This is a genomic window from Alkalicoccobacillus murimartini, assembly GCF_030813245.1.
GTDB classification, from domain to species: Bacteria; Bacillota; Bacilli; order Bacillales; family Bacillaceae_D; genus Alkalicoccobacillus; species Alkalicoccobacillus murimartini.
In genome coordinates this window covers 790,694-804,745 of record NZ_JAUSUA010000001.1, presented here as the reverse complement: position 1 = coordinate 804,745, position 14,052 = coordinate 790,694, and the positions used below count along the sequence as shown (strand labels likewise).

Here is a 14,052-nt window from a genome sequence, read left to right as displayed (position 1 = left end):
CATGGCTTTTCTACTGAAAGGATTTATTCTATGAAGCTTAGTATACTGGATCAAGTTGTCATTTCGCGGGGGCGCTCTGCTAAAGATGCGATCGAAGAGACAAAACAGCTGGCAATTTTTGCTGATGAGTGGGGATTCACTCGTTATTGGATTGCTGAACACCATGATCTGCCCGGGCTTGCTTGTCCAGCGCCAGAAGTCTTGTTAGGCATAATCGGAGCTTTTACACGTCAAATTCGTATTGGCGCAGGTGCGGTGCTATTACCGAACTATCAGCCATATCGAGTGGCTGAAACCTATAACGTCCTTGCGACGATGTATCCAGATCGCGTGGATATTGGGGTTGGGCGCTCTCCAGGCGGGTCAGCTGAGGCATCTCAAGCCTTAACACCTAATATGCTTCAAGCGATTTATGATATGCCAAAAAAAGTAGAAGAACTTCTGCACTTTATTCAAAATGACTTCCCTGAAGGGCATTCTTATCATTCTTTAAAAGCAGCTCCAGTGCCTATTAAGCCTCCTGTTCCTTGGATCCTCGGAACAAGTATCAAAAGTGCAAAGCTAGCCGCTTCACATGGTCTTCCTTATGCAGTTGGTCATTTTATGAATAAGGAATCTAGTCAAAAAGCAGCTAAAGCATATAAAGAACATTTTCAACCAACAAAACAGAATCAAGAACCTAGATTAATGTTAGCTGTATCGATTGTTTGTGCAGAATCCAATCAGAAGGCAAAAGAAATCGCGAGAAGTGGCTACATTTGGTCGATTGAACGAGCTAAGGGAGAAGGATTAGACGGGTTACCTAGCAAAGATCATGCAAAAAGCTATCCCCTCACCACGGATGAAGAAGATAAAATGCGGGAATTAGAGCAAAAGCAACTCATCGGTACACCTGATGAGGTCAAACAAGACCTCTTTAAGCTAGCTACGGAATATGACACAGATGAGTGCATGCTTTTAACAAACGTTCATTCATTTGAAGATCGAAAGGAATCCTTTCGATTACTTGGAAAAGAGATGCTTTCTTAACGTTTCTCTAATTGGTTTGCTTCCTCAGATACGATAAAAGCCAACTCATCCTGTTCAAACCAAGATAACACTTCTAAAAGAGAAGGGAGAGGGATCTCATCTGCCTCAGATTTAGGGAGTGTTTGTTCTACTGCTTCAGTAAGTTGTTGATTTTTGGTTTGAGCAGGAAAGGCTTTTTTGTAAATAGCAGCGGGGTCAAGGTCATGATTCACACACCACTGAGCAAATAGAAGAATCATAAGCTGCTCTTCTTGTTTATATTTTTGGATAATAAAGTCTTCACGTTCTGATGGTTCCATTATGCGTCTTCCTCCTAAAACAAGTTAGACCCCATCATACCATAATCTAATGTGTTCTTATTGCAACTTTTTCGTTGAACCTTTCGTGCCGAAATCTTCAATTATTGCGGAAATCGAGTATGAAATCTCAGCTTCGGAAAAATACTGGTCCCACTGATCCTTGTGTTGTCTCCAAAACGCAGGCTGTTGAACTCTCATATACTCTGCAAAACCAGTCACGTCCGCCTGTATCTCATTTTGTAATTTTTCGATCAAGTGATTGACTCGATTTTCAATTTCTTTTTCTATTGCTTTTCTCCTTTGTTCATTGTATTTATCTGTAAAGGAATCTTCTTGTTCATTCCAATCTTCTGATATTCGCCCAGATGTCTCTGCTTGAACGTCGATTAGAACTTGGTCGTTTTCTATAGATGTTTTCACCTTAACCTTCACTTCTTCAAGAATCTCAAACGCCAACGGCATATTGTCTAAGCGCGTCGAGAGAATCCCACCTTCGACTTCACCTGTTAACCAATCTAGGGTAGCTATATCGTCAATAGATAACTCTTCATCAAGGATCATTCCATTCTTAATGACACCTCCACCGGATAAAGCGAGACGATTATTAATGATTTGTACATCTTGAAGAGCAAAGCTTACGTTTTTTTGTAGGTTGGAAGATAGCTTTCCTAGTGATACTTCAGGAAGGATCTTTGTGGACTTTCCTCTATTATCAATTAAATCATAGAGTTGATTAGATGGAATTTCACCTGAGTCACTCGTTCCTAATATCTTTTTAATGGGCTCATCCGTTATAAATACAAATAAACTACGACGAGTTCGGTCATCCTTAATCATTTGATTAATGACTTCATCCATCGTCCATTTACGTAATACGTCCTTGCGAATAATTAATATGCGTTGGTGATCACTTATCACGGAATTATCACGAAGGGCCACATTACGAATGGCATTATGAACCGTTTGACCAGTAGTATATATGTTTTTGAAGCTAGAGCTTTGTGAGCTGTCACCGCTATTACTTGGAGGAACAATAATCTGGTGACCCAGAGAAATATACTCCCCACTTTCACTAATATCTACACCAACACCAATAACAAGAGAAATATCTTCAATGCTCCTGCTGTCCCAACAACCACTAAGAGTGAGTGTACAAAAGAGAAGTAAGATGAACCTGAGTTTTTTCATGCTGTCACCTTCTTTTTAATCATAACCGTAACAAAACAGAGGAAAGGTAGAACCATTAAAAGAAACAAGCCACTTCGGTCAACGATATTTCCAAGGATAACAATTTCAGTAGAATCTCGCGGAATATATGCAACAAGATAAGCAAGTGGTACAAGAACAAAACAGGTTTTAAATGGTTTGACTGAGAATGTTTTTTCCATGATGTAGCATGCATTAAATAAATTGATTGCACAAATCGTAAAGAATTGTAAAATCCATGTTGATAATAAAAACGAATCTAGTCTTTCAAGAAAAATTCCATGAATTGTAAAGGTTTGAATAAAAGAAATAGTCGGCCATGTTAGTGTTTTTACTTCTTGATAACTTAACGTTCCAACTACAATGATATACGTGATCGCATAGAGAATAGATGTAAACGCAACACCAGTGATAGCGGCTCTGACCTTTTTTGTTTTAGCAGAAGTAAAAGCCGTAAAGATCAACAAAGATTCAAGACCTAGGTAGGAAAGACTTGTACTAAAAAAACCTTTTGTAAATGGGTCAAAACCAGTCTCTAAGATTGGAAGAAGGTTGTTTATATTTACTTCCTTCGCACCAGATAGAAAGATAAAGAACACAACAACTAAACAGAAAGGAAGAAAAAATACACAAATTCGAATCAATGTGTTAACTGGACTACTTGCGAGGTAGGCAGCCAATACTAGGATAATAAATACAACAAGCATTTGCGGAGTCGTTTCAAGTAGGAAAAATCGAACCATTTCACTCATGGCAACCGCTTCATAACCAGCAATTGCAACAAAATAGACGACTAGCAATACACAAAGGATTTTGGACAACCAATTCCCAAAGGCCAATTGGCTATATTCAACAATGTCTTTGACGTTATGTTTGGAAAAGTAATAAAACAGAAGCAGGACCGCGATCAGTATGACCCCACCGGAAAAAAGAAGGGAAATCCATCCATCAGGAGAATCAAGCACAATGGTAACTTTTCTAGGCAGAACAAGAAAACCAACGCCAAGCATGCAGTTAATAATTAGGATGGTTAACTGATAAGTAGAAATTGGATCGATTTTCTGTTCCACGCTTTACCCTCCTTATTGGGCCGATTTTACTCTTTTCGGTAATCGAATGAACAAATCAAGGAATTTCTTTCTAGAAAACGAGAACTGTAGGGAAAAGTAGCTAGTACCAAAGCTTTTCAGGTTGGATAGGTGAATACTTACCCAAATAAAGAAACAGACTGTCCCAAACAAGCCAAATATAGCTGCAGAGATCATCGCTCCAAAACGAAGCATTCGAAAAGAAAGTCCAAAACTATATTGTGGAACAGTAAATGACGTAATTGTTGTTAAAGCAATGATAATGACCATCAACGAACTAACAAGATTGGCTTCAACTGCGGCTTGACCAATAATGACCCCTCCAACTAGTCCAATGGTTTGTCCAAGTGGAGTAGGGAGTCGAATACCAGCCTCTCGTAATAATTCAATGGTTATCTCCATAATGATCGCTTCTATAAATGGAGGGAAAGGTACGTTTTGTCTTGTGCTTGCAATGGTTATAGCAAGCTCAGTTGGTAATAAGCCTTGGCTAAAAGACACCATGGAAATATAGAATGCCGAGAGAAAAAGTGTGATGAAAATGGACAAGTAACGTAAAACCCGCAAGAAACTTCCCGCGAGCCATCGTTCATAATAATCATCTGGAGATTGAAGTAACATATCAAAGGTAGTAGGCATGATTAGGGCAAAAGGCGAACCATCTATAAACATCGCCACGCGCCCTTCATTAATTGCTGCAATCACTCTGTCCGGTCGTTCTGTGTTTTGAATTTGAGGAAATGGTGACATCGGGTTATCTTCAATTAATTCTTCGAGCATTCCTGAATCTTCTAAATTACTCGTATTAATGGAGGATAATCGCTTTTCTATTTCCTTTAATAGTTCATCACTGACTTGTTTTTGGTTATAGAGGTATTGAATTAATTTATCGTTGTTCTGCACGTTAATATGATGGTCTTTCACAATAATGTTTTGATCTCGAGTCAGCTGACGAACGATCCCGACATTGTCAATAATGCTTTCTATAAATGATAACTTAGGTCCACGTATCACTTTTTCACTTGATGAATCTTCAATGCTACGTTTTATGTTTCGTGCAGTATCAAGAATAAAAACCTCAGCATGATTTTCGAGCAGCAGGATGGCTTTCCCTTCAAAGATAAAGTCTACGGTATCGGAGAGAAGATAAGATGATTGATATGAAAAGGTCTCAAGAGATTTCACTACTACGTCTTTTTGAGAGAAATCCTGAAACAAAGAGGGTGTTAATCGCTCGATTTTTTGCATGAATTGCATGAGTGTGGTGAAGTCCGTTCTCGATTTCAGAAAAAATAAGGTACAGCTCATATCCAGTTCCGTCATGTAAAGGTCTCTTTGACCAAAATCTGATTGATTGGAAAAAAAGGTCACCAACAGTTGTTTGTTGTATTCTGATTCAGAAGTAAAATGAATCGTGTCATCCATCTAGTATCACCTTCTTCTCTCCATGATTTAAATTAGTTTGTTCTGGTAGGCTCCATTTATACATTTGAACGATGGAATGTGTTGACGTGTTCAGTCAAATGTGTAAAATGATAATTAAGTTAGCACTCTGCGATTGCAAGTGCTAATATTAAAATCGAATGGTAAGGAAGGTGTTTCTAATGGAAAAAAAGCAGTTTCAGGCTGAATCTAAACGTCTCTTGGAAATGATGATTAATTCCATTTACACTCAGAAGGAGATCTTTCTCAGAGAATTAATCTCTAATTCAAGTGATGCGATTGATAAATTGTATTATCGTGCACTAACAGATGATGCAATAAGCTTTGAGCAAGATCAATATGCGATCCATATCACGGCGGATAAAGAAAAACGAACGCTGACATTAATAGATACAGGCATTGGCATGACAAAAGAAGAGTTAGAGAATAACTTGGGCACCATCGCGAAAAGTGGTTCACTAGCTTTTAAGAAAACAAACGAAATCAAGGATGGTCATGATATTATTGGCCAATTTGGTGTAGGTTTTTATTCAGCTTTTATGGTAGCTGACATGGTGACTGTGAATAGTAAGTCTGTTGATGCTGACACAGCGTACAAGTGGCAGTCTGATGGAAGTGATGGATACACTATTGAAGAGACTGTTAAAGACACACCTGGAACGGAAATCACATTACATATTAAAGAAAATACCGAAGATGAATCGTTTGATGAGTTTCTTGAAGACTATCGTTTGAAAGCGATCGTTAAGAAATATTCTGACTTTATCCGCTTCCCAATTAAAATGGATGTCTCCACATTTAAGCCAAAAGAAGGTGGCGAAGAGGGTGAGACAGAGGAAGTTCAGGAAATTCAAACGATTAATAGCATGGTGCCAATTTGGCGCAAAAACAAAAGTGAATTAACGAAGGAAGACTATGAGCAGTTTTATCAAGATAAGCGCTACGGTTTTGATAAGCCACTTGAGCACATTCATTTAAGTGTAGATGGAGCCGTTCGTTACAACTCGATCCTGTTTATTCCGGAGAATACACCATTTGATTTTTACTCAAAAGAGTATGAAAAAGGCCTTGAACTGTATGCAAATGGCGTACTGATTATGGAGAAATGTGCGGATTTATTACCTGATTTCTTTAGTTTTGTTAAAGGGATGGTTGATTCTGAAGACCTTTCATTAAATATTTCAAGAGAGATGCTTCAGCATGACCGTCAATTGAAGCTTATTGCTAAAAACATTCAGTCTAAAATTAAATCTCAGCTGCAAACCCTGTTAAAAAATCAACGAGAAGCCTATGAGACGTTCTATCAGTCATTTGGTCGCCAGCTAAAATTTGGTGTATATAATGACTATGGTGCGAACAAAAAGGTACTCGAGGATTTATTATTATTCCATTCTTCTACAGAAAAAGGCTTAGTTTCTCTTTCTGAATATGTTTCACGTATGAAGGAAGATCAAAGCTACATTTATTATGCAACGGGTGAATCTGTAGAACGCATTGAGAAATTACCACAGACAGAGATTGTTGCGGATAAAGGCTATGAGATCTTATATTTCACGGAAGATGTGGATGAATTTGCGATTAAAATGCTACAAAGCTATCAAGAAAAAGAGTTCCAGTCCGTTTCTAGTGCGGATCTGAAAATGGATGAAGATGATACAGAGGAGTCTGAAGAGGAAAAGGATGCAAATAAGGCTCTTTTTGAGACAATGAAATCGGTCCTTTCAGGAAAAGTGAAGGATGTTCGTCTATCAAAACGATTAAAAACACATCCTGTTTTCTTAACTGCAGAAGGTGAAGTGACTATTGAAATGGAGAAGGTCCTGCAGGCGATGCCAGATAACCAGCATGTCAAAGCAGAGAAAGTCCTAGAAATCAATCCAAATCATGATGTCTTTAAGGCCATCAAAGCAGCTCATGAAACGGATCAAGAGAAGCTAACGCTATACACAAATCTGTTATATAGCCAAGCACTATTGATTGAAGGACTTCCACTTGAAGATCCTGTAGAATTTACAAAAGATATGTGTAAGGTCATGGTTTAAATAGAATAATGAAAAGCCGACTCCCTTTTGAGTCGGCTTCATTTGTTGGTAAGGTATTTGTGTGCAAAAAAATCTTTAACTCGCGTAGTGTCCATTCCTGTTGAATTCAAAAATATACCTAGTAATTAGACAGTTGCTTAATTACCTAATTATGATATCCTGTAATTAGATAGTTGTTTAATTACTTAATTAGAGGAGCCAAGGCTGTGAATGAATTGTTTAAAGCTTTAAACGATGAAACGAGAAGGGAGATCATGAGTTTATTAAGTAAACATGGCTGTTTAACGGCATCTGAGATTGCTGAGCATTTTGATATGAGTAAACCAAGTATTTCTCATCATCTACAACTCTTAAAGCAGGCAGACCTCGTCACAGCCGATAAAAGAGGGCAATACATTTACCACACGTTAAATACAACGGTTTTACAAGATGTGTTTGCCTGGTTACATCAATTCAAAAATAAAGGAGAGGACTAGAATGAAAGCAACGTTTATCGCAATGTCTTTGTTTGTAGCATCGATTATTTTAAGTGCAGCTACGTATAATCAATTACCTGATCGACTAGCTGTTCATTGGACAAATGGGGAGGTAACAAACACTCTTCCAACTTTGGCGGCTGTTTCTATCATGCCAGCCTTTATGCTGCTCATGTTTTTTATCAATTATTTGTTTAATCGACAAGCAAAGGTGACCCAATTTATTTACTCTGTGTTACCAGCGTTCTTATTTATCATCCATGCCATTATAATCCTTAGTGGTCTTGATTATACTATTAATGTAGAAGTCACTCTGGGTATAAGTTTAGGGGCTTTAATGATGCTTATTGGCAATATCATGCCACAAGTAAAACGGAATGCTATTTTTGGAGCGCGGAATCGATGGACACTTCAAAACGATAAAGTTTGGGCCATTGTGAACCGACTAGCTGGGAAACTTTTTTTCGCGTGTGGTTTACTTATTTTTATCGGTTCAATTATTGCTCCGTCTTATCAAATGGCTGTCATTCTCATTCCTGTTCTTCTCATTGTGGTTATTATTCAATATTATTCCGCTGTAACGTACCGTCGAATCACATCCAATTAATCATGAGTGGAAGGGAGTCCAATGGATATCCAAGAATGGGTCTTTCTTGTGTTAAGTGTTAGTTGGTTACTGGAGTTTATGTTGTTTAGGGGATCTCGGACCAAAACCAATGCTCAATCAAAGGAACAAAGAAGTTATTACTTGATTCTAGGTACAATTATACTGTGTGTAATCGTTAGCCTGCTCATTCGTGAGTTGAGTGAGATTACTACCACACATCTTTTTTTTATATGGTTTAGCCTTATTCTCTACTTTATAGGTATTTTTCTCAGATACTGGTCAATGCTGACGTTAAAGCAAGAATTTACAAGGCATGTTCAGGTATCTGCTGATAAAAAGCTAGTTGGTCATGGTCCATATCGGTATATGAGGCACCCTTTATATACAGCCTTATTCATTTGTATGATTGGTCTATCCAGCTACCTAGCTTCATGGGTAGGTTTGGTAACCACTATCTTGCTCGTTCTTCCTACATTGCTTTTTCGAATTAAATTGGAAGAGGCCATGTTAACGGAAGCATTGGGTGGAACCTATGATCAATGGAAGCAACAGCGCTGGATTTTACTGCCTTGGATCTATTAAGAGAAAAGGGGTAACTACGTGTGAAGACGAAAGTAATTGTAATTGGTGGCGGAATTGGTGGGTTATCATCAGCAATAAGCCTAGCATCAGAAGGATATCAGGTTCAAGTCTTAGAAGCCAATGAGCGAATCGGGGGAAAGTGTAATATCCGAAGCGGTTCTGGCTATACGTTTGATACAGGGCCATCCATTTTGACGATGCCATGGACTTTGGAACAATTGTTTACACGTGCTGGACGTAAACTCTCTGATTATCTAACGATCAAGCGAATTGAACCTCAATGGCGAACGTTTTTTGAGGATGGTGTATCCATTGATCTTAAAGGTGATTTACCGGATATGCTAGCTGAAATTGATAAAATTTCTCCAGAGGATAAGTCTGGGTTTCTTGATTATCTTCATTATAGTAGTCAAATCTATGAGCTATGTACCAAAAGCTTCTATCAAAAAAGCTTAAGTGGATTAAAGGATTTGCGTACCTTGCATAGCTTTAAAGATTTGCTTGCGATGGATCCAATGAAAAGTATGAACCAGGCTACAAAAAAATATATACGTGATCCTCACATTCAGCAATTTCTTGATTTCTTAGTTATGTATGTAGGGTCATCTCCGTATCAAGCTCCAGCTGTCTTATCACAACTTGCTTATGTTCAATTTGGTTTAGGCGTACATTATGTTGAAGGCGGCATGTATAACATCATTCGAGCGATGGAACGAGTGCTACATGAGCTTGATGTAGAGATTTGTACGAATGCAAGAGTTGAACGAATCATAGAGTCGGATGGACGGGCACAATCAGTTCAACTAGCGAGCGGAGAGATTGTTGGTGCGGACATCATTGTTTCAAATCTTGAGGTTATACCAACGTATAATCAGTTACTCTCGAAAGCTCCAAAAGCAGCACAAGAAGTTAAGAAGCTGAGCAACTACGAACCAAGTGTTTCTGGGTTAGTGCTCCTTCTGGGCATAAACCACACGTATCCGCAACTTGCTCATCATAATTTCTTTTTCTCGAAGGATCCCAAGTTAGAATTCAAACAAATCTTTGAGGAAAAACGACCAGCTGATGATCCAACCGTGTATGTAGGGATATCGTCTAAGTCTGATCCGTTACAAGCACCAATTGGAGCAGAGAATCATTTTGTACTGACTCATGTCCCGCCTTTAAAGGATGGAGAGAACTGGGATCTGTATAAAGATACCTATCGTGAAACCGTTCTTACCAAGCTCGAACGCAATGGCTTAACCAAGATTCGTGAACATATTGAATTTGAATATGTCTTTACGCCAAATGATCTTAATAAATTATACGGATCTAATGGTGGCTCAATTTACGGAGTCGCAGCAGATCGAAAAACGAATGGTGGCTTCAAAATTCCAAGCCGAAGTCAGGTGTTGTCTAATCTTTATTTTGTGGGAGGCTCAACTCATCCAGGTGGAGGGGTTCCAATGGTCACATTGTCGGGACAACTCACTGCAGACTTAATTCTTGAAGATGAACTGCAGTCAGGACGTTATACTGGGTAAATGAATGTTTACACTCACTGATCCTTAAATGGATTAGTGAGTTTTTTTGTATCAATTACTATACGGGTGTATATTTTAGTTCATAATAAGATAAAAGCTTGCCTGTGCACTCACTAGGCAAGCTCTTGGTAATCATTCTTCCGTATCTACATCTTTAATCGTTACAATAAGTCCGCCAAATTTACCTGCTAACCAATTGTAGCAGAGTGTCACTAATGCAATGATTCCAGCGTACAGCCCTGTATAAAAAACAATCCCGATTAAGAAAGCAGGAATGATGACATAGCCAGGGGCTTCATCCTGAGCAATGAGGATAATCGTTACAACGATCAAACCAAAGATCATAAGGATAATGGGGATAAAATAAAAATAAATGGCACTTTTTAATACGCTACCAATGGCTAATTTCTTGACTTCAACTCTTTTCAATACCTCAGCTCCTAATTAATGTTTAGAATAATTACTAGTGCACAGCTAAATAGATACCCTGATAATTCCACTTTAAAACAACTTTTTACAGTATATTATCGGAAGGGGTGTCCTAACACCTTGTCAGAAACATATGAGTTAGGATATGATTAACTCATAGAGTTCAAGGGAAAGTGAGTGTTCGTAATGGGACGTAAATGGAATAATATTAAAGAAAAAAAAGCATCAAAGGATGCGAATACAAGTAGAATCTATGCAAAGTTTGGTCGGGAGATCTATGTTGTTGCTAAACAAGGTGAACCAGATCCAGAATCAAATCAAGCATTAAAAGTAGTTTTAGAGCGTGCAAAGACATATAATGTGCCAAAAGCAATTATTGATCGTGCCATTGAGAAGGCAAAAGGCGGATTAGATGAGAACTATGATGAGCTTCGTTATGAGGGCTTTGGTCCAAATGGCTCAATGATCATCGTAGATGCACTTACAAATAACGTAAACCGCACGGCATCTGATGTGCGAGCGGCTTTTGGAAAAAATGGCGGAAACATGGGTGTGAGTGGTTCTGTTGCTTATATGTTTGATGCAGCTGCAGTCATTGGTGTTGAAGGCCATTCAGAGGATGCGGTATTAGAACATATGATGGAGGAAGACGTAGATGTTAAGGACATCGTGCAAGAAGATGACACGGTCATCGTCCATGCAGATCCTGAGCAATTCCATGCTGTTCAAGAGGCGTTTAAGAAATTAGGCGTTAGTGAGTTCTCAGTAGCTGAATTAACGATGGTTGCTCAAAATGATGTAGAGATTCCTGAAGAATCAAAAGATCAATTTGAGAAGCTTGTGGATGCACTTGAAGATTTGGAAGATGTTCAGCAGGTGTATCACAACGTTGACCTAGGTGAATAATGCAGGAGTTCAAATAACACAACGATGATGATGAAGAGTGAGTACAAATCAAACTAGATGTTCAGAGAGTTGGTGGTCGCTGCGAACCAATCATCTTTTGTTTTGGAATGGGCTTTTGAATCGTTACACTGAATGCAAAGTAGGTGTAATCGGGTCTCTCTATCCGTTATCAACTAGAGGCGTATTGAAGGCTTAGAGTTTGTCTTCCGTATGGAAAGTGAGTTGCTAGGTTTAGTAGCTAACAAAGGTGGTACCACGAGAACCTCGTCCTTTTTGGACGGGGTTTTTTGTGTTTTTTAAGGAGGTGATGGCCATGGAAGATGGTTGGTGGTGGACAAAACATATAACAACATTCAATTATTTTAGTAGGAGGAATCATGATGGAACGACTAGTAACAGGAGATCGAGTAACAGGCAAGCTACACCTTGGCCATTATGTAGGAAGCTTAAAAAATCGCGTGGATTTGCAGCATACGTATGACACATTTGTAATGCTTGCTGATGTTCAAGCATTAACCACTCACTTTGAACAACCTGAACAATTATCAATACACCTTAGACAAGTAACACTTGATTATTTGGCTGCAGGAATAGATCCTAACCATGCAAATATATTTATCCAATCAATGGTTCCAGAAATTGCAGAGTTAACGGCTTATTTCTCAATGTTTGTAACCGTTAGTTAATACACTTAGACATAATCCCACAATTAAGGCAGAAGCAAGTGAGAGAGGATACAATGACCTATACTATGGTTTTTTAGGATATCCAATTAGTCAAACAGCAGATATTGCTTTCTGTAAAGCGACGATTGTGCCGGTTGGTGAAGATCAAGTTCCTCATATGGAGCAAACAAGAAAGATCCTTCGACGATTCAATCAACTATATTCTCCTATCTTCGAAGAACCGAAAGCCATTGTTGGAGAGACCCCACGTCTCATTGGTTTAGATGGCCAAAGTAAGATGAGTAAAAGTAAAGAAAATACAATTAATCTCGATGCCTCTAAAGAAGATGTGATCGAAAAAATGAAAAAAGCGAAAACAGATCCTTTAAGAATAAGAAAAACAGATGCCGGCCATCCTGAAATTTGTCCAGTTTACTCGTATCATCAAGCATTTCGTAAAGAAGATACCGAAGCTATTTATGAAGGCTGCACAAACGCTCAATTAGGGTGTGTCGAATGTAAGCAACTGGTTGCGACAAGTATTAATGAACTGCTTGAACCGATGCGAGAACGGAGACACCAGTTTGAACGGCAACCAAAGAGAATAGATGAGATTCTTTTAGAAGGTACCTCAAAAGCACGACTGATTGGAGAACAAACCATGCGAGAGGTAAGGGAAGCGATGCAAATGAACTACTTTGAATAAATATAAAAAAATCTCTTTTCAATGATCTTGGTTATACCCATGTAAAAGACTAATCAATTCCCGGCGTGTGTGCACACCGGTCTTCCTGAAGATGGATTTAAGATGATCCTGAACCGTATACGATGAAATAAAGAGACTGTCTGCTACTTGTTTAGTGGACAGTCCTTTTTGGATATATTCAATCACATCAGACTCACGATCGCTTAGATCATATCGTGATTTTATATAGATGTAGATATCCTTATAAGAAGCTTCTTCAAAATAAAAGGCAATCGCTGTACTCAGGTCATTTTTATGCAGTTGTTCTGCGCGCAGCTGTACATAGCCTCCAGTTGGAATACTCACAACTAGATTCGCTTTTAGTGTGTTCTCTTTCTGTAACTGAACACGAAGGCTATGTATGGAACGCGGGAGCTGCGAATGATTTAATCCTTCCCAAATTCGGAAGTTAGATAGCCATTGTTCTCCAGCTGTATTTACATAGATCACGTTTAGGTCAGTAGATGTAACAAGTAATCCTGATTCAAGGACAACATGTTTCTTAGCTTGTCTTGAAACGATTTCTTCGATCGTTTGAGCGAAGTCAAGAGCCAATGTGGTTACCTGGTCTAATTCCAGCTTGTTAAAAAACGAACGAGATTGTCTACGGAAAAGACTGATAAATCCCCAGCACCTGTTGTTAGAAACAAGAGCGATACGAAGTTCATCACCAAAGCCAGCAGGCATCAAAATAGTATGTAGGCGGACACTCAAATCCGAATCGACTGCTTGTTGTAAGGAATATGCTTTTATAGAAGGGCTTGTAGCAAGTTGCACATGTGAGAGAAGATCCTCAGTAAGGTATTCATTTTCTAACAGCTGATCATGAAAGGGCTCAATTTCTGCATCTGTTAAAGATCCTGTTGACAATAATGAGTTTGGATCTACCGTTGTTATGCACGCTGCATCAAAGATAAGATGCTTAAATAACGTTTTACGAATGTATGTTCTTAAGTGATGTAAAGTAGCATATTCGCTTGTCATGGTGCCTCCAATAATCCCATGTTTG

15 protein-coding genes and 1 other annotated feature are annotated in these 14,052 nt (G+C 38.6%); of the genes, 9 read left to right on the top strand and 6 right to left on the bottom strand.

Going from position 1 to position 14,052, the window contains the following annotated elements; genetic code table 11:
- Positions 1 to 30: 30 nt before the first annotated feature.
- Positions 31 to 1,029 carry an LLM class flavin-dependent oxidoreductase gene (locus J2S05_RS04310; protein ID WP_306980223.1) on the top strand — a complete coding sequence of 333 codons (999 nt, stop codon included), beginning with the start codon at positions 31 to 33 and terminating at the stop codon, positions 1,027 to 1,029.
- On the opposite strand, the gene J2S05_RS04305 is transcribed toward J2S05_RS04310, so the two are convergent.
- The 4 genes from J2S05_RS04305 to J2S05_RS04290 are packed head-to-tail and all read right to left on the bottom strand — an operon-like array spanning position 1,026 to position 5,047.
- On the bottom strand, positions 1,026 to 1,328 hold the full coding sequence (locus J2S05_RS04305; RefSeq protein ID WP_306980221.1) for a hypothetical protein: 303 nt from the start codon (positions 1,326 to 1,328) through the stop codon (positions 1,026 to 1,028). The two genes, J2S05_RS04310 and J2S05_RS04305, sit on opposite strands and share 4 nt — an antisense overlap.
- Positions 1,329 to 1,385: 57 nt before the next feature.
- Positions 1,386 to 2,516, bottom strand: a complete 1,131-nt coding sequence (locus tag J2S05_RS04300; RefSeq protein WP_306980218.1) for a Ger(x)C family spore germination protein — start codon at positions 2,514 to 2,516, stop codon at positions 1,386 to 1,388.
- Complete coding sequence (locus tag J2S05_RS04295; protein ID WP_306980217.1) at positions 2,513 to 3,604, bottom strand: GerAB/ArcD/ProY family transporter; 1,092 nt, start codon at positions 3,602 to 3,604, stop codon at positions 2,513 to 2,515. Before J2S05_RS04295 ends, J2S05_RS04300 begins: the two co-directional genes overlap by 4 nt.
- Before the next feature lie 12 nt (positions 3,605 to 3,616).
- A complete protein-coding gene (locus J2S05_RS04290; protein WP_306980215.1) occupies positions 3,617 to 5,047 on the bottom strand; it encodes a spore germination protein in 1,431 nt (476 codons plus the stop codon).
- A gap of 179 nt (positions 5,048 to 5,226) precedes the next feature.
- Between J2S05_RS04290 and htpG the strand changes: the two genes are divergently transcribed.
- The 5 genes from htpG (at position 5,227) to J2S05_RS04265 (ending at position 10,298) form a co-directional block, all read left to right on the top strand.
- Positions 5,227 to 7,107: a molecular chaperone HtpG gene (gene htpG, locus J2S05_RS04285; protein WP_306980213.1), complete on the top strand. Its 1,881-nt coding sequence runs from the start codon at positions 5,227 to 5,229 to the stop codon at positions 7,105 to 7,107.
- Between the two features lie 206 nt (positions 7,108 to 7,313).
- Complete coding sequence (locus J2S05_RS04280; protein ID WP_306980212.1) at positions 7,314 to 7,583, top strand: autorepressor SdpR family transcription factor; 270 nt, start codon at positions 7,314 to 7,316, stop codon at positions 7,581 to 7,583.
- Between the two features lies 1 nt (position 7,584).
- Positions 7,585 to 8,190: an SdpI family protein gene (locus tag J2S05_RS04275; RefSeq protein WP_306980210.1), complete on the top strand. Its 606-nt coding sequence runs from the start codon at positions 7,585 to 7,587 to the stop codon at positions 8,188 to 8,190.
- Positions 8,191 to 8,211: 21 nt separating this feature from the next.
- Entirely contained in the window at positions 8,212 to 8,772 is a 561-nt protein-coding gene (locus J2S05_RS04270) for a methyltransferase family protein (RefSeq protein ID WP_306980208.1), read from the top strand.
- Between the two features lie 20 nt (positions 8,773 to 8,792).
- Positions 8,793 to 10,298: a phytoene desaturase family protein gene (locus J2S05_RS04265; RefSeq protein ID WP_306980206.1), complete on the top strand. Its 1,506-nt coding sequence runs from the start codon at positions 8,793 to 8,795 to the stop codon at positions 10,296 to 10,298.
- A 132-nt stretch (positions 10,299 to 10,430) separates the two neighbouring features.
- On the opposite strand, the gene J2S05_RS04260 is transcribed toward J2S05_RS04265, so the two are convergent.
- Positions 10,431 to 10,727, bottom strand: a complete 297-nt coding sequence (locus J2S05_RS04260) for a hypothetical protein (protein ID WP_306980204.1) — start codon at positions 10,725 to 10,727, stop codon at positions 10,431 to 10,433.
- A 186-nt stretch (positions 10,728 to 10,913) separates the two neighbouring features.
- Here J2S05_RS04260 and J2S05_RS04255 point away from each other — a divergent pair, with 186 nt between their 5' ends.
- The 3 genes from J2S05_RS04255 (at position 10,914) to J2S05_RS04245 (ending at position 13,004) form a co-directional block, all read left to right on the top strand.
- Complete coding sequence (locus J2S05_RS04255; protein WP_306980202.1) at positions 10,914 to 11,633, top strand: YebC/PmpR family DNA-binding transcriptional regulator; 720 nt, start codon at positions 10,914 to 10,916, stop codon at positions 11,631 to 11,633.
- 18 nt (positions 11,634 to 11,651) lie between these two features.
- Positions 11,652 to 11,908: a binding site (T-box leader), on the top strand.
- A 105-nt stretch (positions 11,909 to 12,013) separates the two neighbouring features.
- On the top strand, positions 12,014 to 12,319 hold the full coding sequence (locus J2S05_RS04250) for a hypothetical protein (protein WP_306980201.1): 306 nt from the start codon (positions 12,014 to 12,016) through the stop codon (positions 12,317 to 12,319).
- 22 nt (positions 12,320 to 12,341) lie between these two features.
- Entirely contained in the window at positions 12,342 to 13,004 is a 663-nt protein-coding gene (locus J2S05_RS04245; protein WP_306981088.1) for a tryptophan--tRNA ligase, read from the top strand.
- Positions 13,005 to 13,022: 18 nt separating this feature from the next.
- Here the strand turns inward: J2S05_RS04245 and J2S05_RS04240 are convergent, their stop codons facing one another.
- Positions 13,023 to 14,027 carry a helix-turn-helix transcriptional regulator gene (locus J2S05_RS04240; RefSeq protein ID WP_306980200.1) on the bottom strand — a complete coding sequence of 335 codons (1,005 nt, stop codon included), beginning with the start codon at positions 14,025 to 14,027 and terminating at the stop codon, positions 13,023 to 13,025.
- Positions 14,028 to 14,052: the final 25 nt, after the last annotated feature.